This window comes from Mesorhizobium sp., from assembly GCF_004963255.1.
Lineage (GTDB): Bacteria > Pseudomonadota > Alphaproteobacteria > Rhizobiales > Rhizobiaceae > Mesorhizobium.
On the sequence record NZ_SUGA01000002.1, the window covers coordinates 1 to 18,661 of the forward strand.

The window sequence follows — 18,661 nt, forward strand, 5'->3', positions numbered from 1 at the left end:
GCTGCCGCTCCGGGTCAAGCGTAAGGTCAAGTCCAGACACAAGCCGATCTCCGATCCCAATACAGGATCGGCAACCTCACAGATCGCGACCACTCCCGAAAGGTGGTCAGGAAACACCGCTTACAAGATTCAAGCTGATCTGCCCACTCTGCTGACAACGCCCCCAGTGCAGATAGTTCGTTGCTCCTGGTCTCGAGGGACCGCTCAAAGTCCAGAAGCTTGCTTTCAAAGTTCGAAACGGATTCGAGCGCGGTGGGGAGATTTGGGTCAAGCAAGTCGCCGATTGAAAATCCGGCCAAGGGATCAGCGGCGATCGGTGCAAGCTCAAAATCCGAAAAGGCCTGCCTCTCAGCTCGGACCCTGTCAAGCACCTTTTCATTAATAGCAACCGGAACGCCTGAATATACTTTAATCGCTTTCGTCGCCAAATCGAAGAAGTCTTTGACGGTTCCCAATAATGTTTTCCAGAAGCTAAGCTTGTTATCCGACACCTAGCTCTCTCTTATTTCGCCACAAGCACCGAGAGCCGCGCCTCTGCGTGCTGCATGACCCTTCGCATAGCTAAGACAGCTTCATCCAACGTCTCGAGACCGAGCAACTGCAATGACGTCTGATCACGATAGGCTTCCCACCATGCCCGAATGCCGGAGGACGGCAAATCCACTGGGCAGTTCTGACGTTCCGCACAGTAGACGACATTAGCCCGATCTTCCTCAGATCTCAGCTCTTCGACACCTACTACCTGCCGGGCAGCGCAGATTGAGTTGCCGTTCTTATCAGTCGCCACACGGGTAGTAGCTTTCCCAATGGACTGATCCAAGTTGAAGCTGATTTTCACCATTTCCAGGAAATACGTCCCATCTCTGTCCTCAACAGGAACGAGCAAGTAGCTCTGAGAGTCGCTTGAAAATTTCTCAAGGTCAAACTCTAAAAACCCCTTATCTCCGTAGTAAAAATTGACGCTATGCTCCGAGACCCAATCAACACCACCACATTTGCTATCAACCGGCCCAAGTATATAGTCGCACGATACCTCCACAACGTTTTCTTCTAGAATGCTCTCAACTATCTTCGAGGGGTTCCCACCTTTTAAAACGTCGTAGAGCCCGCTATATGTGAAGCACGTATCAGCATCTTCGGTAAGCGGGATTTCCATCTTTCGGAAAGCAGACACGATTTCAATCTTAGATTTCTCTATAGATTTCTGATCGACGTAACGGGAAATTGCGGACACAATCGACTGATACTGCAAGAAGTACCAGGCCTTATTCGCATAGTCGCGCTTCAACCCTTGCTCTCGCCTCATAAACTCTTCAGTTAATTCCATGGACATAAGAATGTCAAAAGATAGCGATGAAACCCCCGATATAAAAGAGTATTTTGCCTTGTTGTACGAGGCGCTTATACCGATAACATCCTCCATAACTCCGGAAACATCTCCTTTGATACTTTCAATTTCATGTTGAATTTGTCTAATATATTCGGCCTTTAACTCAGGAGGCGCCGAACTGATGCGGCTAAGGCCCCTCGCGATGGTCTGAACACGCGCTTGCGAAGCGGTGAGCTTCCGTCTCACTTCTCGATTGGGAAGTTCACGCATCTCGTCGATGAGACTGCGCTCCATCTTTTCCATTTGCTCGGACAGCAGCAGAATGCTTCTTTGCAGGCTTTCTTGATTCTTCAAAACCTGATCGAGCTTTAGGTTTATGGCATCGAAGTTGAGTTTGATCCACTCGGAATTATCGCCGCCACCGCCGAGCGAACGTAGGAAAGAAATTACTCCTAATGCCTCCTGAACTTGTGCCAAAGCAGGTTTTGCGCTCGCTAGCGCGAATATAATGAACCAGGCCAGCACCAAGCAGCGAAGACGCACCTCTGTTCCTCCAACATCTGCACCGTACACACCAACCCAACATTCGCAAGTGCTAACTTAAGGCTCTTCGGCTCCGATTGAACCTCGATCCCCAAACCATAGTCGCCACGGAAGCCAATACTGATCGACCGACAGCGGGGGTTCAAAGTTTCCCGGTTTGTCCACACCTGCTCAGAACATGTGGAAAAGTTTGAAGTCTTTGATCCGCAAGATTGTCGGTTCGGCCTGTCACGCCGGAGGTCGCGGGTTCGAGCCCCGTCACTCGCGCCATTTTTCCTTTGTGGGATCAATCGGAAAATCAGGCTTGTGCAGCGCGCTTTGAGGCGCATTCCGGCTGTGTGCCTTGAATACCATTCGGCTATGGCCGCTGGCCAATTTCGGACGGCAATTCAAGGCTCTAAAAGGCCTGACGCCGCGCGAACATCGCGGCAGGTATGCCAACCGAGGGCCTTCTCGGAACCATTCCAACCTTGTCCCGTTCAGCCCTCGGGTAAAACGGGAGAGATCAGATGGCCGTGAGATGTCGGATTTCCATCGACGATGAGAGGGATGTCGACGAGCTTGCCTTCCAGGAACTGCCGCGGGTCGGCGAAAGCGTGTCGATACCGGTCGAGGGAACGAACAGGGATCTCCGCGTGCTCCGCGTCGTGCATATGCCCGGCAGCGAGCAAGGCGCAACCACGATGCTGGAACTGACCAGCAGGATTCTGTAGCGCTATCCGAGCCCGATCGAGGAAATCATTCGCCCAGGACGACGCCGGAAGCGACAATCTGGGCCGTCCGTTCGGTGAGCTTCTGCCGCTTCACGAGCGTGGGTTTTTCGTAAAATTTCTTCATCCTGCCGTTCCGGCGTTGCAAACCAGGAGGATGAACGCGCTCGCTTCAGGAGCGTTCCGAATGGCAAAGGTCAAGAGCGTCCAGCAGTGCCGACCCTACGCCGACTTCCAATCGTGCCGGTTACCGAAGAGATATTCATCGACTTCAGCAATCGTGGCTATTTCACGAAGGGGTCTATCTACCTCCGCGCCGTCAAGAGATCTAATTGCCTTTAGTGCCGCCAAGCTGCGAGCAAGATAGCGATGTCTGTCGGTCCGTCCGAGCGAGTCAAAGTCACGGCCATCGAACTTGGCGTCGCTGCGTGCCATGGCTTCAATCACAGGATTGATGGGGATCATGGCCTAACCTTCAATTGTTCGATAGGCGTTATTGTCAGGTTTCCCGCCGTCCTTCACAATATAATCGACCTCCATGCACAATCGGCGATGCAATCATCTGCCGACCTTAGAATCGTGATCCAGCCAATAAAAAACGCAAGCGCCATAAAGTAGACCATTGCTTATCCATCAAAGTTGCGAGATATTCATTCTGCATTTTTGGAGGGGTGGATATGGCAAGTTGCAAAGATCGTAACGGTGACACTTGGGAAATATACCAAGCATCCGATGGGTGGCGGTGGCGTAGAACAGCGTCGAATGGACGTATAGTTGGAGCTTCCAGTCAAGGCTACAATAATAGGGCCGATTGTATCGACAATGCTCGCAGGAATGGGATGAGCTGCAATCCCACCTGACATGGCCGGCCACGCCCGAGGTCAATCTTTGACTTCAGGATCCATGCACTAGCGCCTTGACATCTTACAATGTCGGCATTGACGGCGCGGGTCACCGAAATGCTGGCGACCGCGCAGGCAAAACGCACCGCCGACGACTCGATGCCTTTCGCCAAACTGCCGCCAATCCGCCGTTGAAAGCATCGCCTGCCCCGTGGTCTCGACCACCGGGCCGGCATTGACCGTGCCAAAATGCTCGGAACGGTTTTTCGTGTGAAGCAACGCGCCTTCCTCGCCGAGCGTCACGATGATGGTATTTCCCCGTGTTCGCAAATCGCTAAGCTTCGTCGACAATCCATCGCTGGGGATATTTCCGTGACTCTGGTCGCTATCACGAAATCTAAGGCATATGGCAAAATAGTTGCCTGCGCGGATACTCGAATATCCGGAGGAAGTAAATTAACAGAAGCAGGGTCAAAACTATTTCCACTTTCTATTTCCATTTATAACTCGAAAATGTCAATCATATATAGAAGAGCATTTGGGTTTGCGTTTGCAGGATCGACCCTTGTAGCTCATTCCGTATTTTCATTCAGCTCATCAGCGCTACAGGGCCTTCGTATAAATAAAGGAGGCAAAGTACCAAGCCTCGAGGAAATAGCCAAATTTGTCGCGGTTTATGCTAAGGAATTCATCCAAGAAATTGGGGAAGTCGCTCCTGGTCAAGTGAATACCGAAATCACGATCTTCGGGTTTTGTCCCGTAACTGAGCGAGCTCGCCTATTCAAGGCCGCGCCCGAATTCCAGGCAGATCATTTTGATATGCAATTTGGAGAACTGGATTTCCAGACTGATGGAATTTGTCATTTGCTCGGATCGAAGGAGGCAGCTGCCGACTTCGTTGCGTTAGCGAAAGGCGGACGAGAGCCCGCTGAAGCAATTCAGGAAATAATTCGTTCCGAGAAATTCGCAGGAGTAGGCGGAAGCGTTCAAGTTCTAACGGTCGACGGTAGCGGGGCTAGACACCTACCCGTTTTGTATCGAACCGAGGGCGGTGGAGCAGTGCTGAAACTGCTTGGCAAGAGGATTGAAGATTATGGAAATTTGGGAGGTTGCGATTTCAGGAATGAGGCGTGGGGTGTTCTAGATGAATGATCAAGTCACACCACCAACTTGATGACCTTCCGAGACTTTCGATCGGCAATTGCCGGATTATCGCGTTATGCCCTCGCCAACAGCGCCTTGACCTCCTTGAGGGTCGGCATGGATGGCGCGGTGCCAGGTCGGGTCACCGAAATGCCGGCGACCGCGCAGGCAAAGCGCACGGCCTCCAGCGGCTCGACGCCTTTTGCCAAAGCGGCGGCAAGACCGCCGTTGAAGGCATCGCCCGCGCCCGTCGTCTCGACCACCGGGCCGGCATTGACGGCGCCGACATGCTCGGAACGGTCCTTGGTGTGCAGAAGCGCGCCCTTTTCTCCCAGCGTCACGATGACGGCCCCGACGCCCTTGACCAGCAGCGCGTCGGCGGCGCGTCGGGCGTCGTCGACCGACGATACCTTGATGCCGGTCAGCCCTTCGGCCTCGGTCTCGTTGGGCGTGACATAGTCGCAGAGCGTGTAGATGCGGTCCGGCAGGCTTGCCGCCGGCGCGGGATTGAGAATGGTCGTCACCCCTGCCCCGTGCGCGATTTCCAGCGCCCTCAAGGCCGCGTCGATCGGCTGTTCGAGCTGAGTGACGAAGACGCCGGCTGAGCCGATCAGGCCGGCATGCGCCTCGATGTCGTCGGGCGAGATCAGCATTGCCGCGCCCGGGCTGACGATGATGGCATTGTTGCCGGTGCCTTCCTCGACGAAGATATAGGCAGCACCCGTGTAGCTGTCCGGCGTGTCGATCACGGCGCTCTTGACGCCAGCATCCCTCCAGGTCTGCTTGGCCATGTCGGCAAAGGCATCGACGCCAAGCCTGGTCAGGAAGGTGATGTCGGCGCCAAGCTTGCCGGCCGCCACCGCCTGGTTCGAGCCCTTGCCCCCCGGCCCGAGCTTGAAGGAATTGCCGAGGATCGTCTCGCCCATGCGCGGCTGGCGATCGGCGCGATAGGCGGTGTCGGCGACGAACACACCGAGGATGACAACAGGCTTGCCGGCGGCCATGTCCTTACTCCGCATCCGGCGGCACGACACCCTTGCGGAAGGCAAAGCAGCCATAGAAGCGGCGCTCGCCGGTCTGGATAACGCAATAGGCCTTCTTGGAGCGCTCGTAGAAAGCGTAGCGCTCGATCGAGATCATCGGCCAGGGCTTGCCCTCGGCCGCGTCGATCTCCTTCTGGACCTCCTTCTGCACCGGCGGGATCTCGTTCGGCTTGCCCACGATCTCCATGCGCGCCGCGGCATCGTTGACGAACGTATCCAGCGGATAGAGTGACAGCACCGCCTTCACCACATCGGCCGCCGTCGCATCGATGCGCAAGAGCTTGCCGAGCACGGTCTGCCGCGCCACCGAATCGGACGGGAAATTGGTGTCGGCGATGATCAGATCGTCGCCATGGCCCATCGCCCGCAGCGCCTGGAGCACGTCGGCATTGAGCAGCGGATTGATCCCTTTGAGCATGGTTTCCTCCCGGAAGTCTGTGTGCGGTCTGGAGCAATTCCAGGAAAGGCGGTTTTCCGTCCGGAATTGCGTAAAGATCTAAAGTCGCTTGCCGGTTTCGGCGTCGAAAAGGTGGACCTGGTCGAGACGCGGCTTTAGCTTGAGCGTGTCGCCCGGCTTGAAGTCGTGGCGCTCGCGAAACAGCGCCACCATCTCGCCCTCGCCGAAGCGCACGAACACCAGGGTTTCCGAGCCGGTCGGCTCGACGACCGAGATCTTGGCCTCGACGCCGTCGGGATGGATCTCCAGATGCTCCGGTCGCACGCCGTAGACGACGGCCTGACCGTCCTCGCCGGCACTGTTGGCGGGCATCGGGAACGCCGTGCCGGCGATGTCGACGACCGGCTTCTCGCCCTTGCTCACGGTGCCCCCTTTCTTGACAGTACCCTTGAGCAGGTTCATCGCCGGCGAGCCGATAAAGCCGGCGACAAACAGATTGGCGGGCCGGTCAAATAATTCGAGCGGCGCACCGATCTGCTCGATGCGACCGTCGCGCATCACCACGATCTTGTCGGCCATGGTCATGGCCTCGATCTGGTCGTGGGTGACATAGATCGTCGTCGTCTTCAGCCGCTGGTGCAACTCCTTGATCTCGGTGCGCATCTGGACGCGCAGCTTGGCGTCGAGGTTGGAAAGCGGCTCGTCGAACAGAAACACTTGCGGATTGCGCACGATGGCGCGGCCCATGGCGACGCGCTGGCGCTGGCCGCCGGAAAGCTGACGCGGATAGCGCTTGAGATAGGGCGCGAGGTCGAGGATGTCGGCGGCGCGCTTGACGCGTTCGGCGACGACGGCCGGATCGGTACCGCGCAGCTTCAGCGCGAAGGCCATGTTCTGCTCCACCGTCTTGTGCGGATAGAGCGCGTAATTCTGGAACACCATCGCGATGTCGCGCTTGGCCGGCGGCAGGTTGTTGACGACGCGGTCGCCGATCGAGATCGTCCCGCCGGAAACCGTTTCCAGCCCGGCCACCATCCTCAGCAGCGTGGACTTGCCGCATCCTGAAGGGCCGACCAGCACGACGAACTGCCCGTCGGCAATGTCGACGCTGACCTCGTGCAGGACCTTGACGGTCCCGAACGCCTTGGCCACACTGCTGATCGCGACTTGAGCCATCGTCTCCCCTTTATCTTTTGCGGTGAAGCTAGCCATTGCCAGCGGCAACGGCAAGTCGGTATCTTATAGATAAAAAGCCAATCTTGTTGACAAGGTAATCGATTACGCGAATAGTGGCGAGTGCCAATCCGACGCAGGCCTGTTACCCTGAAATCGGAACTCCGGCGACGCAGGGTGGGTCCCACGTCCCCGTATGATCGAGGAGAACCGTAGACGTTTGCACGTCCGAGAAATTGGCATTTCAATTCAATCGCTGTTGTTCTGGGAGGAACCTGTAGATGAGAGTCGACCTGTACGAAAAACTGATGCGCGCCGGTGCGAGCCGCCGCGATGTGCTGAAGGGTGCTGCCTCGATGGCCGCGATCGCCGCTGCGTCCGGCGCCGGGCTCGGCGCGCTGACGAGGCCGGCCGCGGCCGACGATAGTCTGCGTGCGAAAATCCTGCAGATCCCGGGCGTCGGCAAAGGCCAGCCGACGGATGCCGACTTCCAGAAGGTCGGCGAGCTCTGCCTGGAAGCGACAAAGGCGAACGTCAAGGAAGGCGAGTTCGCCGGCGTCGAGCTCACCTTCATGGGCCTCAACAACCAGAACCTGCACAACGTGCTGTTCCGTGGTTTCCTGAAGCCGTGGGAGGCCTATACGGGCGCCAAGATCAGCTGGATCGACCTCGCCCAGGCCGACTACAACGCCCGCCTGCAGCAATCGATCGCCACGGGCACCGTCGACTTCGACATCATCGAGATGGGCGCGCCCTTCGAAGGCGATGTCTGCGGCAAGGGCCTCACCTCCGAGATGCCCGACTGGGTCAAGAAGCAGATCGACTTCGACGACCTGGTCAACTATCTCAAGCCGCCGGTCGGCACGTGGAACGGCAAGCAGTATCGCGTGACCATCGACGGCGATGCGCATAATTTCAACTACCGCACCGACGTGTTCTCCGACTCCGAGCTGGCGGCAGCCTGGAAGGCGGACAGTGGCGACAAGGCGGGCCTGACGGAGTGGGGCGTGCCCAAGACCTGGCAGCAGGTCCAGGCCGTAACCAAGTTCCTGAAGGGCAAGAAATTCAAGGGCCAGGACGTCTATGGCTATCTCGACGCGCCCAAGCCCTGGGGCGGTTTCGGCTTCTATTTCCTCGGCAGCCGCGCCACCGCCTATGCCAAGCACCCCGACGACAAGGCCTGGCTGTTCGACGCCGACACGATGAAGCCGCGCGTCAACAATCCGGCCTGGGTGCGCGCCATCCAGGACGTCATCAACGCCCTGCCGTCCGAGCCCGCCGACCAGATCAACGCCGATCCGAACACGACCGCCTTCCAGCAGTTCCTGGCCGGCACCGGCTCGATGATCCCCTGGTGGGGCGACGTCGGTTCGAACGTGAAGACCAATGACTCGTCGGTCATCGGCGATGTCACCGGCTTCTCGATCCTGCCCGGCTCAGACGATGTCTACAACTCCAAGACCGGCAAGTGGGACAAGCTCGCCAGCGGCCCGAACTATGCGCCGAACTGCGCCTATCTCGGCTGGGGCGTCTATGTCATGGCACGCGTCGATGCCGACGAGAAGAAGAAGAAGGCCGCATGGTCAGCCGCAGCCCATCTCGGCGGCAAGGACCTGTCGATCTGGACGGCGATGTATCCGTCGGGCTTCCAGCCCTACCGCAACTCCCATTTCAACATTCCCGAATGGGTTGCGGCGGGCTATGACGAAGCCTTCATCACCTCCTATCTCAAGTCGGAAGGCGATAGTTACAACCATCCGAACGCGGCGATCGAGCCCCGCATCCCCGGCATCTTCCAGTATTACTCCGCTGCCGAGGACATCCTGGCCAACACCTTCGCCGGCAAGATGAAGGCGCAAGAAGGTGCGGATGCCATCGCTGCCGCCTGGGAAAAGCTGACCGACCAGATCGGCCGCGAAAACCAGATCAAGCTCTACAAAGCCTCGCTCGGCATGTAGGCTGGCTTATAGACGTCGCGGCCCGATGGCACATCGTCGTCGGGCCGCATCTTTACCGGCCCGACCGGTTTGATGCGCTAGAGCAATTCCAGGAAAAGTGTGAGCGGTTTTCCGTCTGGAATTGCGAAAAACCTGGAAGGCGAGAGGCGTGGCTGAGCACACTTCGACCGCGAATGCGTGGCCGGCAAATCCGGCCGACCTGATCCCGCAAGGCCGCAAGCGCCTCGGCTGGGGCCTGCTGGCCGCAGCCACGCTCGGCTTGCTGGCGATCATTGTCGTGCAGATCCTCTACAAGACCGAGATGTCCACGATCGGCTTCGACACTTGGCGGCCGGTGATCTATGCCTATATCCTGTGGGGTGCAGCACTTGGTGCCTGGCAGGTGCTGACGCGCGGCGAGGACGGGCAGCGCGCGCTGTTCCTTTTGCCGGCGCTGCTCTTCACCATCGCCATGGTGATCTTCCCGACGCTGTTCGGCTTCTACATCGCCTTGACCGACTGGAACCTAAGTTCGTTTGCCGGACGCAGGTTCAACGGCCTCGACAATTTCTGGCAGATGCTGGCCGACCCCTATTACCGCAACGCGCTGTTCAACATGGTGCTCTATGTGCTTGCGGTGCTGGTCGAATATGTCATCGCCTTCGGCCTGGCGCTGCTGCTCAACGCGCAGATCAAGGCGCGAAAGTTCTTCCGCGTCGTCTTCCTGCTGCCGCTGATGCTGTCGCCGGTGGCGGTGTCCTGGATGGTCGGCAAGTCGCTGATGGAGTACCGGTTCGGCCCGGCGGCGACGCTGGCGCGCCATCTCGGCTGGGACAATCCCGCCTTCTTCTCCGACCCGATCACCGCCCGCATCTCGATCATGATGCTGGATGCCTGGACGTTCATCCCGTTCATGATGATCATGCTGCTTGCCGGCCTGCAGGCGATGTCGCGCGAGGTGCTGGAGGCCGCCCGCGTCGACGGCGCGACCGCGTGGCAGACCTTCTGGCAGGTGACCTTCCCGCTGATGCTGCCGGTGTCGGTGACGGCGGTGATCCTGCGCATCATCTTCAAGCTGAAGCTCGCCGACATCATCATCACCCTGACCTCAGGCGGCCCCGGCGGCGCCACCGATTCCGTATCGAGCTTCATCTATCGCGAATATCGCGATCGCTCGAATGTCGGCTACGGCACCATGCTCGCCATGGCCTATCTCGTCATCATCGTCGTGTTCGTGACCTGGCTTCTAAAATTCGCCAGTCGCTTCGTGCGCAACGTCAACTGAGCGGCATCATGAGCGTCCAGACCACCGACTACACCGTTTCCGAAATCCGCTCGCCGGCGGCCTTCATCACCAGCCGCGTCTTCATCTATGGCGCGCTCGTCTTCTGGGCATTCGTGTGCCTGTTCCCGATCTACTGGACGATCACCACCTCGTTCAAATCGGCGGTCGACGTCACGCAAGGCCATCTCATCCCCTTCGTCGACTTCACGCCGGACTGGAAGGGCTGGCGCTCGCTCGGCCTGTCGCCGGATTCGATCTTCCAGACCTCGACCGTGCGCGACGAATTCTTCAAGCGCTTCATGAACTCGGTCATCACCTCGGTCGGCGCATCGGCTCTCGCCATCATCATCGGCAGCCTCGCCGCCTATGGCCTTGTCCGTTACCGCTACAAATTCGCCTGGTTCAGGAACGAGGACATCTCCTTCTTCTTCCTGTCGCAGCTCATCCTGCCGCCAGTCGTGCTGGCGCTCCCCTTCCTGGTGCTCTACCGCGAAGTGGCGCTCCTCGACACCCGCATCGGTCTCGTGCTCCTCTACACGCTGATGGTGCTGCCGATCGTCATCTGGATCATGCGCGACCAGTTCAACTCCATTCCCGTCGAATTGGAGGAAGCGGCTTTGGTCGACGGGCTGTCGATCTGGGGCGCGTTCTTCCGCATCGTCATGCCGATCGCCCTGCCCGGCATGGTCGCCGCCTTCATCCTGGCGATGGTGCTGTGCTGGAACGAGTATTTCTTCGCCGCGCTTCTGACGTCGACCGACGCCAAGACCATCCCCGTAATGGTGGCGAGCCAGACCGGCTCGCAAGGCATCAACTGGTGGTCGATGGCAGCCCTGGCCACCGCCGCGATCGCGCCGCTGGCGATCATCGGCATCGCGCTCGAACGCTACCTGATCATGGGCATGACGGCCGGCTCGGTGAAGTAGCGGGACCTTTCCTTCCCCTTTGTGGGAGAAGGAGAAGGTGCCTATCGCACCAGGATTGCCCTCAAATGATCAAGGATCATAGCGACGCCGATCTTGCCGAGGCTCGCCGAGGCCTCCGCCGCGTCTTTCGTGTACCAGCCGGTGTTGTCGGCCAAATGCTTCTCGTCCACGGCCTCGGGGCATAAGGCCAGCATCAACGAGGTTTCGCCTTTGCCGGCATGGTCGAACGGGTATTTGCCGTTCATCGCGGCCGGCATCAGCGGGTGCACCTGCACCCAGTTGAAGACATTCTCGCCCTGCGCATGGCCGGCATAGTAGTCGGCCATGCTGTTCGACCCCCACCAGCCCTCGCCGCGCTCCTTTTCCAGGAAACGGAAGATCGCCTGGCGGCCGGCAGTCTTGAAGGCGAGGTCGGTCGGCATGCCGGCGACGAAATTCTCGGTCTGATGATGGATGATGGCGTGGATGTTGCGGAAGCCGATGCGCAACAGCCCGTAGAACAATTCCTCGGCGAATGGCGAAAGCACCGGACCACCGACCTGCACCGAGCCGCTGCCTTCCGGCGCCGCCACCGCATAGCTTGCCGCGCCGTAATAGAAGGGCGGCAGGATGACGAGGTCCCTCTCCTTCTCGATCAGCTCCACCGTCTTGATGACGGCCAAAGTGTCCATCCCGACCGCCATGTGCTCGCCATGGTATTCGAGCACGCCGAGCGGCAGCACGACCGGCCAGTTCTCCTTGATCGCCTTGCGGATCTGGTGCGGCAGCATCAGCTCGTAGCGCATGCCCTACTCCATATTGGTGTGCCTGGCGCGCATCGCTTCCGGCGTCGCATTGGTCAGCGCCTGGAGCCTCAGCACCATGATCTCGAACAAGAGGAACAGCGCGCCTTCGAACAGCGAGCCCATCGGCAGCACCGAGCTTCTTGCCGCGCCCTGGTCGCTGGCCATGGTCTGGGCGGGAATGACCAGCGTGAAGTCGGCAAGCTTCGCCGCGCTGCCTGTCGGTTCGGCCGTCAGGAGCAGCACCTTTGCGCCGGCATCGCGGGCAACCCGCATCAAGGTCAGCACCGTGGTGGTTTCGCCCGGCCCTGAACTCGCCAGGAAGACGTCGCCCTGCCCGAGCGGCGGCGTGGTCATGTCGCCGACCACCGAGGCCGGCAAGCCGAGATGATAGAGCCGCATGGCAAAACCCTTCACCTGCAGCGCCTCGCGGCCGCAGCCATAGACGGCGATCCTGCCGGCGCCGGCCAACATGGCGCAGGCCGCGTCGATCCGCGCTTCATCCGTGCGCGCCAGCACCGCGCCAAGCTCGTCTAGCGCGGTCGCGAACATGCCGGATCCGGCTTTGCTCATGGAATGGCTCACCCTGTCTGCGTGATGTCGCGTGTCTCTACAGATTCGGCGGCGCGCTGGCCGCGAAAGGCTTGTTTTTGTTCATGCTACCATTGCGAAAATCGCTGTCCAACGAGCCTCGGCACTTTTGCTGGGCCACCGGCGTGATAGTGTCATGTCAGACAAATCGCTCCGGGACATCGTCAGACATGAAGACACGGCACTTCGACCGCATCGGCAATGGCGGCATCACCTTCACCGAACTCGGCTTCGGCACCGCGCCGCTCGGCAATCTTTATCGCGCCATCTCCGACGAGGACGCCAATGCCACCCTGGAGGCGGCATGGAAGGCTGGCTGCCGTTACTTCGACACGGCGCCGCTTTACGGCCTCGGCCTGTCGGAAACCCGCCTCAACCCTTTCCTGCGCGGCAGGAAGCGCGACGACTATGTGCTGTCGAGCAAGGTCGGCCGCCTCATGCGCGTCGCCCCGCCGGACCAGCGCACCGGCATCGGCAAGTTCTTCGAGACGCCGTCGCGCCGCGAAGTCTACGACTATTCCTATGACGGCGTCATGCGCTCCTTCGAGGCCTCGCTGGAGCGTCTTGGCGTCGACCGCATCGACATCCTCTTCGTGCACGACGTCGACATCTTTACCCATGGCAGCAAGGAAGCCTCGGATGCCCGCATCGCGGAGTTCATGTCGTCCGGCTATTACGGGCTGCTTTCGCTCCGCGACCAGGGCGTGATCAAGGCTTTCGGCGGCGGCATCAATGAGTGGCAGGTCGCGCAGACGCTGGCCGAGCGCGGCGATTTCGACCTGTTCCTGCTCGCCGGCCGCTACACGCTGCTCGAACAGGAAGCGCTGCAGTCATTCTTGCCGCTTTGCCAGAAGCGCGGCATCGGCATCGTGCTGGGCGGCCCCTACAATTCCGGCGTGCTGGCAACCGGGCCGAAGCCCGGCGCCTTCTACAATTACAGTGAGGCGCCGAAGGAGATCCTCGATCGCGTGGCGCGCATCGAGGAAGTCTGCAAGCGCCATGGCGTGCGCCTGATCGAGGCGGCGCTGCAATTCCCGCTGCAGCATCCGTCGGTGATGTCGGTGATCCCGGGCGGCCAACGGCCTGCCGAAGTCGAAAGCAATCGCGCGCTGCTCGACACCAAGATACCGGCGGCGCTGTGGGCGGATTTGAAACAGGAAGGCCTAATGCGCGCCGACGCGCCGACGGCCTGAGCAATTCCAGGAGAAAGTGCCGGCTGCCTCTCAGCCGAAAAAAGAAAAGCCGGGCAAGCCCGGCTTTTCTGCGCTTAAAGAAAAGGTCTTAGTTGACCGCGTCCTTGAGGCCCTTGCCGGCCGAGAACTTCGGCACGGTGCGCGCCGGAATCTTCACTTCCGCGCCGGTCTGCGGATTGCGGCCGGTCGAAGCAGCGCGTTTTGACACGGTGAAATTTCCGAAGCCGACAAGCCGGACATCGCCGCCCTTCTTCAGTTCGCCTGTGATCACGGAGAACACCGCATCGACGGCGGACTGCGCATCAGCCTTCGAAATGCTTGCGGCATCGGCGACAGCGGACACCAGTTCGTTCTTGTTCATCAAAATTCCCTTCCATGAGAAAACCGGAACTTACGACTCATCCGGCAGGAAACGGACTTTAGAAAGAAGCGTTCAGGAACCCAAGCCGAAAACCGCGGAATTCCGGGCTTTTTTGCATTTTTTCATGGCTTTTTCACATGAAAAAGCCGGGCTCAAGGCCCGGCTTTCTCTTTGTGCACTGCACCTTAACATTTGTTAGTGCGCGAGCGACTTTCCAGCATCGTCGCCGCTGTCGACCGGGGCCGGCGCATTAACCGGCTCGACCCACTCGATCGGCTCCGGCATCCGGGTGAGCGCGTGCGCGAGCACCTCGCCGACCCGCGAGACCGGAACGATCTCCATGCCGTTCTTCACATTGTCCGGAATGTCCGCCAAATCCTTGACGTTCTCTTCCGGGATCAGCACCTTCTTGATGCCGCCGCGCAATGCCGCGAGCAGCTTCTCCTTAAGGCCACCGATCGGCAGGATACGACCACGCAGCGTGATCTCGCCGGTCATCGCCACATCGGCCCGGACCGGGATACCCGTCAGCACCGACACGATGGCCGTGGCCATCGCGGCACCGGCGGACGGGCCGTCCTTCGGGGTCGCGCCTTCCGGCAAGTGGACGTGGATGTCGCGCTTGTCGAACAGCGGTGGCTCGATGCCGAAATCGAGCGCCCTGGAGCGGACATAGGAAGCCGCCGCCGAGATCGATTCCTTCATCACGTCGCGCAGATTGCCCGTCACCGTCATGCGACCCTTGCCAGGCATCATGACGCCTTCGATCGTCAGCAGCTCGCCGCCGACTTCCGTCCAGGCAAGACCCGTGACCACGCCGACCTGATCGTCGGCCTCGACCTGGCCGAAGCGGAAGCGCGGCACACCAAGATAATCGGCGAGGTTTTCCGCCGTGATCTTCACCGTCTTCTTCTTCGTCCGCAGGATCTCGGTCACCGCCTTGCGCCCGAGCTTCATCAGCTCGCGCTCCAGGCTGCGCACGCCGGCTTCCCGCGTGTAGGTCTGGATGATGCCGCGGATCGCGTCCTCGCCGACCGAGAATTCGTTCGGCTGCAGGGCATGATCACGGATCACCTTTGGCATCAGGTGACGCTTGGCGATCTCGATCTTCTCGTCCTCGGTATAACCGGCGATGCGGATGATCTCCATGCGGTCCATCAGGGGCGCAGGGATGTTCAGCGTGTTCGCCGTCGTCACGAACATCACGCTCGACAGGTCGTATTCGACCTCGAGGTAATGGTCCATGAACGTCGAGTTCTGCTCCGGATCGAGCACCTCGAGCAGGGCCGATGACGGATCGCCGCGGAAGTCCTGGCCCATCTTGTCGATCTCGTCGAGCAGGAAGAGCGGGTTGGACTTCTTGGCCTTCTTCATCGACTGGATGACCTTGCCGGGCATCGAGCCGATATAGGTCCGCCGGTGACCGCGGATCTCGGCCTCGTCACGCACGCCGCCGAGCGCCATGCGGATGAACTCGCGTCCGGTCGCCTTGGCGATCGACTTGCCGAGCGAGGTCTTGCCGACGCCGGGCGGTCCGACGAGGCACAGGATCGGCCCCTTCAGCTTCTTCTGCCGGCTCTGCACGGCAAGATACTCGACGATGCGCTCCTTGACCTTGTCGAGGCCGAAATGGTCGGCGTCGAGCACGTCCTGCGCATAGTTGAGGTCCTGCTTGACCTTGGAGTTCTTGCCCCACGGGATCGACAGCAGCCAGTCGAGATAGTTGCGCACCACTGTCGATTCGGCCGACATCGGCGACATCGACCGCAGCTTCTTCAACTCGGCTTCCGCCTTCTCGCGGGCCTCCTTGGAGAGCTTGGTCTTCTTGATGCGCGCCTCGATCTCGGCGGCCTCGTCGCGGCCGTCCTCACCCTCACCGAGCTCCTTCTGGATCGCCTTCATCTGCTCGTTGAGGTAATATTCGCGCTGCGTCTTCTCCATCTGGCGCTTGACGCGCGAACGGATGCGCTTTTCCACCTGGAGCACGGAGATCTCGGCTTCCATGAAGCCCATCGCCTTCTCCAGACGCTCCTTCACGGAAAGCGTCGCGAGCATCTCCTGCTTCTCGGGGATCTTGATGGCGAGATGCGAGGCGACCGTATCGGCGAGCTTGGAATAGTCGTCGATCTGGCTGGCCGCACCCACCACTTCGGGCGAGATCTTCTTGTTCAGCTTGACGTAATTCTCGAAGTCGGTGACGACCGAGCGGGCAAGCGCCTCGATTTCGACCTCTTCCTCTTCCGGCTCGGCGAGCGCGGTGGCGCGGGCCTCATGGAAATCGGCGCGGTCGGTGAACGAGACGATCTTGGCGCGCGAGGCGCCCTCGACCAGAACCTTCACGGTGCCGTCGGGCAGCTTCAGGAGCTGCAGCACATTGGCGAGCGTGCCGATGTCGAAGATCGCATCGGGCTCAGGATCGTCGTCGGCTGCATTCATCTGGGTGGCGAGCAGGATCTGCTTCTCCTGACCCATCACCTCTTCCAGCGCCTTGATCGACTTTTCACGGCCCACGAAGAGCGGAACGATCATATGCGGGAACACGACGATATCGCGCAGTGGGAGGACTGCGAAAACGCCGTCGCCGGAAGCCTTGGATATCTTGGCCATTGTCCAACCTTTCATGTCGCGGCCGCTTATTTTAGCCAACCGCGAATCTCATATTAACGACCGAGTGTCGTTCCGCCTACCACCGTTTGTGACGGGAGTTTTACAGCACAGAATTCGGCGCCTCGGCCTTCTGCTGTTAGGTGGATGCAGCCGGGGCAAAGATCAAGGGTTAACACGGTCGCTCGACCTGTTCCATCGCATATCCGCGCCCCGTTGACAGCAAAACGGCGCCACGCGGGCGCCGTTCCATGAAAATGACGGATCCAGTGCCATTTCAGGCGCTGACATTGCCCTTCTTTTCCTTCTGCTCGGAATAGATGTAGAGCGGCCTTGCGTTGCCGGACACCACCTCTTCCGAAATCACCACTTCGCGCACGCCTTCCAGCGCCGGAAGCTCGAACATCGTATCGAGCAGGATCGCTTCCATGATGGAGCGCAGGCCGCGCGCGCCGGTCTTGCGCTCGATCGCGCGCTTGGCGATCGCCGACAGCGCGTTCTCGTGGAAGGTCAGATCGACATTCTCCATCTCGAACAGCCGCTGATACTGCTTGACCAGCGCGTTCTTCGGCTCGGTCAGGATCTGGATCAGCGCCGGCTCGTCGAGGTCTTCCAGCGTCGCCAGGACCGGCAGACGGCCGACGAATTCCGGGATCAGGCCGAATTTCAGCAGATCCTCGGGCTCGACCTGGCGGAACAGGTCGCCGGTGCGGCGATCCTCCGGCGAGGCCACGGTCGCGCCGAAGCCGATCGAGGTCTTGCGGCCGCGATCCGAGATGATCTTGTCGAGGCCCGCGAAGGCGCCGCCGCAGATAAACAGGATGTTGGCGGTGTCGACCTGCAGGAACTCCTGCTGCGGATGCTTGCGGCCACCCTGCGGCGGCACCGAAGCGACCGTGCCTTCCATGATCTTCAGAAGCGCCTGCTGCACGCCCTCGCCCGACACGTCGCGGGTGATCGAGGGATTGTCCGACTTGCGCGAGATCTTGTCGATTTCATCGATATAGACGATGCCGCGCTGGGCGCGCTCGACATTGTAGTCGGCCGACTGCAACAGCTTCAGGATGATGTTCTCGACGTCCTCGCCGACATAGCCTGCCTCGGTCAGCGTCGTGGCGTCGGCCATGGTGAAGGGCACGTCGATGATGCGGGCGAGCGTCTGGGCAAGCAGCGTCTTGCCGCAGCCGGTCGGGCCGATCAAAAGGATGTTCGACTTCGCCAGCTCGACATCGTTGTTCTTGCCGGCATGCGCGAGGCGCTTGTAGTGGTTGTGCACCGCCACCGACAGCACGCGCTTGGCGTAGGGCTGGCCGATGACATAGTCGTCGAGGACCTTGAGGATCTCCTGCGGGGTCGGCACGCCCTCGCGCGACTTCACCATCGAGGTCTTGTTCTCCTCGCGGATGATGTCCATGCAGAGCTCGACGCACTCGTCGCAGATGAAGACGGTCGGTCCGGCGATCAGCTTGCGGACTTCGTGCTGGCTCTTGCCGCAAAACGAGCAGTAAAGCGTGTTCTTTGAATCACCACCGCCGTTGCTGACCTTGCTCATTTTTCTGTCCTTTCACCAACGCCCGCCGATGGTCTGGCTTTCAGTGACGTCTCACCAATCTATCGCGGGAATCCGCCCCCGCCAGTGTCCCGGCTCACACAGCGCATTCCGTACGAAACACGAAATCAGAAAACGCAGCAATGATTCGCAGCAACCCCATGCAAAGCTAAGCCGTCGAAAATCAACATAGCCTTAACGTAGGCAATCCCAACGCCTGAGGGAACAGCCAAATGTGGCCGAAATGCCGCA

At 59.8% G+C, this 18,661-nt stretch carries 19 protein-coding genes and 1 pseudogene; 7 read left to right on the forward strand and 13 right to left on the reverse strand.

Going from position 1 to position 18,661, the window contains the following annotated elements; all coding sequences use genetic code 11:
• Positions 1-26 precede the first annotated feature (26 nt).
• Positions 27-491, reverse strand: a complete 465-nt coding sequence (locus E5X34_RS02840) for a hypothetical protein (RefSeq protein ID WP_292560807.1) — start codon at positions 489-491, stop codon at positions 27-29.
• An 11-nt stretch (positions 492-502) separates the two neighbouring features.
• Positions 503-1,873 carry a hypothetical protein gene (locus E5X34_RS02845; RefSeq protein WP_292560810.1) on the reverse strand — a complete coding sequence of 457 codons (1,371 nt, stop codon included), beginning with the start codon at positions 1,871-1,873 and terminating at the stop codon, positions 503-505.
• Positions 1,874-2,382: 509 nt separating this feature from the next.
• Here E5X34_RS02845 and E5X34_RS02850 point away from each other — a divergent pair.
• Entirely contained in the window at positions 2,383-2,586 is a 204-nt protein-coding gene (locus tag E5X34_RS02850; protein WP_126060562.1) for a hypothetical protein, read from the forward strand.
• A 25-nt stretch (positions 2,587-2,611) separates the two neighbouring features.
• On the opposite strand, the gene E5X34_RS02855 is transcribed toward E5X34_RS02850, so the two are convergent.
• Both E5X34_RS02855 and E5X34_RS02860 read right to left on the reverse strand, forming a co-directional pair.
• Positions 2,612-2,710 carry a putative RiPP precursor gene (locus E5X34_RS02855; protein WP_189341582.1) on the reverse strand — a complete coding sequence of 33 codons (99 nt, stop codon included), beginning with the start codon at positions 2,708-2,710 and terminating at the stop codon, positions 2,612-2,614.
• A gap of 95 nt (positions 2,711-2,805) precedes the next feature.
• On the reverse strand, positions 2,806-3,048 hold the full coding sequence (locus tag E5X34_RS02860; RefSeq protein WP_292560813.1) for a hypothetical protein: 243 nt from the start codon (positions 3,046-3,048) through the stop codon (positions 2,806-2,808).
• Between the two features lie 212 nt (positions 3,049-3,260).
• On the opposite strand from E5X34_RS02860, the gene E5X34_RS02865 reads away from it, so the two are divergent.
• A complete protein-coding gene (locus tag E5X34_RS02865; protein WP_292560815.1) occupies positions 3,261-3,443 on the forward strand; it encodes a DUF1508 domain-containing protein in 183 nt (60 codons plus the stop codon).
• 64 nt (positions 3,444-3,507) lie between these two features.
• Here the strand turns inward: E5X34_RS02865 and E5X34_RS02870 are convergent.
• A pseudogene (locus E5X34_RS02870) lies at positions 3,508-3,737 on the reverse strand (PfkB family carbohydrate kinase); the annotation flags it as partial.
• 60 nt (positions 3,738-3,797) lie between these two features.
• On the opposite strand from E5X34_RS02870, the gene E5X34_RS02875 reads away from it, so the two are divergent.
• Complete coding sequence (locus E5X34_RS02875) at positions 3,798-4,577, forward strand: hypothetical protein (protein ID WP_292560818.1); 780 nt, start codon at positions 3,798-3,800, stop codon at positions 4,575-4,577.
• Between the two features lie 65 nt (positions 4,578-4,642).
• Here the strand turns inward: E5X34_RS02875 and rbsK are convergent, their stop codons facing one another.
• From rbsK to ugpC, 3 genes are all read right to left on the reverse strand, one after another.
• Positions 4,643-5,572 carry a ribokinase gene (rbsK, locus tag E5X34_RS02880; RefSeq protein ID WP_292560821.1) on the reverse strand — a complete coding sequence of 310 codons (930 nt, stop codon included), beginning with the start codon at positions 5,570-5,572 and terminating at the stop codon, positions 4,643-4,645.
• A gap of 4 nt (positions 5,573-5,576) precedes the next feature.
• Positions 5,577-6,029: an RbsD/FucU family protein gene (locus tag E5X34_RS02885; RefSeq protein WP_292071540.1), complete on the reverse strand. Its 453-nt coding sequence runs from the start codon at positions 6,027-6,029 to the stop codon at positions 5,577-5,579.
• Positions 6,030-6,107: 78 nt separating this feature from the next.
• The gene (gene ugpC / locus E5X34_RS02890; RefSeq protein WP_292560824.1) at positions 6,108-7,184 is read right to left on the reverse strand and encodes a sn-glycerol-3-phosphate ABC transporter ATP-binding protein UgpC; all 1,077 of its coding nucleotides are present in this window, start codon (positions 7,182-7,184) and stop codon (positions 6,108-6,110) included.
• Between the two features lie 278 nt (positions 7,185-7,462).
• On the opposite strand from ugpC, the gene E5X34_RS02895 reads away from it, so the two are divergent.
• From E5X34_RS02895 to E5X34_RS02905, 3 genes are all read left to right on the forward strand, one after another.
• On the forward strand, positions 7,463-9,139 hold the full coding sequence (locus E5X34_RS02895; protein ID WP_292560827.1) for a sugar ABC transporter substrate-binding protein: 1,677 nt from the start codon (positions 7,463-7,465) through the stop codon (positions 9,137-9,139).
• Positions 9,140-9,287: 148 nt separating this feature from the next.
• The gene (locus tag E5X34_RS02900; RefSeq protein WP_292560830.1) at positions 9,288-10,403 is read left to right on the forward strand and encodes a sugar ABC transporter permease; all 1,116 of its coding nucleotides are present in this window, start codon (positions 9,288-9,290) and stop codon (positions 10,401-10,403) included.
• An 8-nt stretch (positions 10,404-10,411) separates the two neighbouring features.
• Positions 10,412-11,329, forward strand: coding sequence for a carbohydrate ABC transporter permease (locus tag E5X34_RS02905; protein WP_042644446.1), 918 nt, complete (start codon positions 10,412-10,414; stop codon positions 11,327-11,329).
• A gap of 41 nt (positions 11,330-11,370) precedes the next feature.
• Here E5X34_RS02905 and E5X34_RS02910 read toward each other — a convergent pair whose 3' ends face one another.
• Positions 11,371-12,114, reverse strand: a complete 744-nt coding sequence (locus E5X34_RS02910) for a creatininase family protein (RefSeq protein ID WP_292560833.1) — start codon at positions 12,112-12,114, stop codon at positions 11,371-11,373.
• Positions 12,115-12,117: 3 nt separating this feature from the next.
• Positions 12,118-12,684, reverse strand: a complete 567-nt coding sequence (locus E5X34_RS02915; protein WP_292560836.1) for an SIS domain-containing protein — start codon at positions 12,682-12,684, stop codon at positions 12,118-12,120.
• A 188-nt stretch (positions 12,685-12,872) separates the two neighbouring features.
• On the opposite strand from E5X34_RS02915, the gene E5X34_RS02920 reads away from it, so the two are divergent.
• Entirely contained in the window at positions 12,873-13,895 is a 1,023-nt protein-coding gene (locus tag E5X34_RS02920; protein ID WP_292560838.1) for an aldo/keto reductase, read from the forward strand.
• Between the two features lie 88 nt (positions 13,896-13,983).
• On the opposite strand, the gene hupB is transcribed toward E5X34_RS02920, so the two are convergent.
• From hupB to clpX, 3 genes are all read right to left on the reverse strand, one after another.
• The gene (hupB, locus tag E5X34_RS02925) at positions 13,984-14,256 is read right to left on the reverse strand and encodes a DNA-binding protein HupB (protein ID WP_040969493.1); all 273 of its coding nucleotides are present in this window, start codon (positions 14,254-14,256) and stop codon (positions 13,984-13,986) included.
• Between the two features lie 195 nt (positions 14,257-14,451).
• On the reverse strand, positions 14,452-16,863 hold the full coding sequence (lon, locus tag E5X34_RS02930; RefSeq protein ID WP_112127684.1) for an endopeptidase La: 2,412 nt from the start codon (positions 16,861-16,863) through the stop codon (positions 14,452-14,454).
• Positions 16,864-17,137: 274 nt separating this feature from the next.
• Positions 17,138-18,412 (reverse strand): ATP-dependent Clp protease ATP-binding subunit ClpX, encoded by a 1,275-nt coding sequence (gene clpX, locus E5X34_RS02935; protein ID WP_040981372.1) that lies wholly within the window; start codon positions 18,410-18,412, stop codon positions 17,138-17,140.
• Between the last annotated feature and the right edge of the window lie 249 nt (positions 18,413-18,661).

Coding starts and splice junctions, on each gene's coding strand:
- E5X34_RS02855 (WP_189341582.1), bottom strand. CDS start 2,710: ATGAAGAAATTTTACGAAAAACCCACGCTCGTGAAGCGGCAGAAGCTC.
- hupB (WP_040969493.1), bottom strand. CDS start 14,256: ATGAACAAGAACGAACTGGTGTCCGCTGTCGCCGATGCCGCAAGCATT.
- clpX (WP_040981372.1), bottom strand. CDS start 18,412: ATGAGCAAGGTCAGCAACGGCGGTGGTGATTCAAAGAACACGCTTTAC.
- E5X34_RS02915 (WP_292560836.1), bottom strand. CDS start 12,684: ATGAGCAAAGCCGGATCCGGCATGTTCGCGACCGCGCTAGACGAGCTT.
- ugpC (WP_292560824.1), bottom strand. CDS start 7,184: ATGGCTCAAGTCGCGATCAGCAGTGTGGCCAAGGCGTTCGGGACCGTC.
- E5X34_RS02865 (WP_292560815.1), top strand. CDS start 3,261: ATGGCAAGTTGCAAAGATCGTAACGGTGACACTTGGGAAATATACCAA.
- E5X34_RS02885 (WP_292071540.1), bottom strand. CDS start 6,029: ATGCTCAAAGGGATCAATCCGCTGCTCAATGCCGACGTGCTCCAGGCG.
- lon (WP_112127684.1), bottom strand. CDS start 16,863: ATGGCCAAGATATCCAAGGCTTCCGGCGACGGCGTTTTCGCAGTCCTC.
- E5X34_RS02860 (WP_292560813.1), bottom strand. CDS start 3,048: ATGATCCCCATCAATCCTGTGATTGAAGCCATGGCACGCAGCGACGCC.
- rbsK (WP_292560821.1), bottom strand. CDS start 5,572: ATGGCCGCCGGCAAGCCTGTTGTCATCCTCGGTGTGTTCGTCGCCGAC.
- E5X34_RS02905 (WP_042644446.1), top strand. CDS start 10,412: ATGAGCGTCCAGACCACCGACTACACCGTTTCCGAAATCCGCTCGCCG.
- E5X34_RS02910 (WP_292560833.1), bottom strand. CDS start 12,114: ATGCGCTACGAGCTGATGCTGCCGCACCAGATCCGCAAGGCGATCAAG.
- E5X34_RS02920 (WP_292560838.1), top strand. CDS start 12,873: ATGAAGACACGGCACTTCGACCGCATCGGCAATGGCGGCATCACCTTC.
- E5X34_RS02850 (WP_126060562.1), top strand. CDS start 2,383: ATGGCCGTGAGATGTCGGATTTCCATCGACGATGAGAGGGATGTCGAC.
- E5X34_RS02895 (WP_292560827.1), top strand. CDS start 7,463: ATGAGAGTCGACCTGTACGAAAAACTGATGCGCGCCGGTGCGAGCCGC.